Annotated in this window: 3 protein-coding genes; all 3 read right to left on the reverse strand. The window is 45.1% G+C overall.

Translation table 11 applies throughout. The features are described 5' to 3' along the window. Positions 1-102 precede the first annotated feature (102 nt). From trmD to rpsP, 3 genes are read right to left on the reverse strand one after another with little or no spacing between them, the layout of a single operon-like run. On the reverse strand, positions 103-870 hold the full coding sequence (trmD, locus tag HUJ19_RS05120; RefSeq protein ID WP_290622629.1) for a tRNA (guanosine(37)-N1)-methyltransferase TrmD: 768 nt from the start codon (positions 868-870) through the stop codon (positions 103-105). A gap of 19 nt (positions 871-889) precedes the next feature. Beyond that, complete coding sequence (rimM, locus tag HUJ19_RS05125) at positions 890-1,411, reverse strand: ribosome maturation factor RimM (RefSeq protein ID WP_290622630.1); 522 nt, start codon at positions 1,409-1,411, stop codon at positions 890-892. A gap of 37 nt (positions 1,412-1,448) precedes the next feature. Then, complete coding sequence (gene rpsP, locus HUJ19_RS05130; RefSeq protein WP_018625496.1) at positions 1,449-1,694, reverse strand: 30S ribosomal protein S16; 246 nt, start codon at positions 1,692-1,694, stop codon at positions 1,449-1,451. Positions 1,695-1,824 lie beyond the last annotated feature (130 nt).

The following is a 1,824-nucleotide window of genomic DNA, read 5'->3' on the forward strand; positions in this document are numbered from 1 at the left end:
TTCTTTAGTCATTTGCTCAGCTTCTAATTGCTGGATGATGTTACTCATGGCTGTATGCTCCTCATTCGAGCTCTCGCTCGTTCAAAATTAATCGTTGGAAGACTACTTGCTCAAATGTGCTTCGTATTCTTCAATAAATTCCTGTAAGAGTTTTTGCTGCTCGTCATTCAGTTCAATGGCGTCCAACAAATCCTTACGTCTCAACCAGGTTCTCCCCAGAGATTGCTTCAGCCTCCAGCGACGAATGTTATCATGATCGCCACTGAGCAATATGGGCGGGACCTGCTGACCTTCGAAAATCTCAGGTCTGGTATAATGCGGATGGTCCAGTAAACCTTCCGCAAAAGAGTCCTCACTTGCAGAGTCTTCATGACCGAGCACACCCGGCTGCATTCTGACTACTGCATCGATCACAGCCATAGCTGCAATCTCACCACCACTAAGAACAAAGTCGCCCAGCGAGATTTCATCGTCAATTTCAGACTCAATCACCCGCTCATCAATCCCTTCGTAGCGACCTGCAACCAATAGCAGGTTTGGCTTCTCGGCCAACTCTTTAACCACCTGATGGTTCAGGCGGCGTCCTTGTGGGGACAAATATACTTTGTAAACAGGCTCTGACGGAGTATCAAGACTCATTCGAGTCTCCGCATAACGAATGGCTTCGGTTAATGGTTCAGTCATCATTAACATGCCTGGCCCACCACCATAAGGTCTGTCATCAACGGTTCTGTGCTTATCCGTTGTGAAGTCTCGTGGGTTAGTTACGGCAAAATGTACTTTACCCTGCTTAACCGCTCGGCCGACTACGCCCTGCTCCATGACACCATCAAACATGGTTGGAAACAATGAAATCACATGAATGTTCATGCACTGAACCTCATGTTACTCATGACTGGTAATCTAGTTCCCAGTCAACCGTAATCTGCTTAGACTCCAGATCAACCTTCATCACGCTATACTCAGGCACATAAGGTATTAGCAGCTCTTCTTTCGAAGCAGTTTTAACCACCAATACGTCATTGGCGCCTGTTTCCATCATTTTCTTGACTGTTCCCAGCTCTTCTCCAGCCATATTAACTACCGTTAATCCGATAAGATCACGCCAGTAATATTCGCCTTCCTCAAGCTGAGGCAGTTGAGATTCCTCAATCGCAATCTCAACACCACGATAACTCTCAGCCGTATTTCGGTCATTACAACCTTCAAGCTGAGCCACCACAGTCTTACCCTGCTCACGCCCATTGAGTATTGAAACCTGTTGCCATTGGCCATCGAGTTTCAAATACCAGGGACTATAATTCAGGATATTCTCCTTTGGGTCGGTATAAGAATACACTTTTACCCACCCTTTTATGCCAGAAGCTCCGTTTAATTTACCGACAATTAGCGGTTTAAAAGCTTGAGACATAAAAAACCTACTAAATCAGTCTGTTAGGACGACTTAATTAAGCTTTTGCAGCTTGTTTAATTAAAGCAGCAACGCGGTCAGTTGTTTGCGCGCCTTCACCGATCCAGTGTTGAATACGGTCGTTATCAAGGCGTAAACGCTCTTCATTACCACGAGCAACTGGGTTAAAGAAACCAACACGCTCAATGAAACGGCCATCGCGACGTGCGCGAACATCAGCAACTACAACGTGGTAAAATGGGCGTTTTTTAGAACCACCACGAGCTAAACGAATGGTTACCATATCGTTCAAATCCTCTGTTTTAAGTACAAAACAGCCCTAAAAGCGCCAGAAATCGAGGCTTTTGAAGGCTTTCAAAATTTTAAGAGCGCGAATTTTACATTAAATACACGGCATTTGGAAACGATTTTAC

The organism is Kangiella sp., assembly GCF_014762745.1.
Taxonomy (GTDB): Bacteria; Pseudomonadota; Gammaproteobacteria; order Enterobacterales; family Kangiellaceae; genus Kangiella.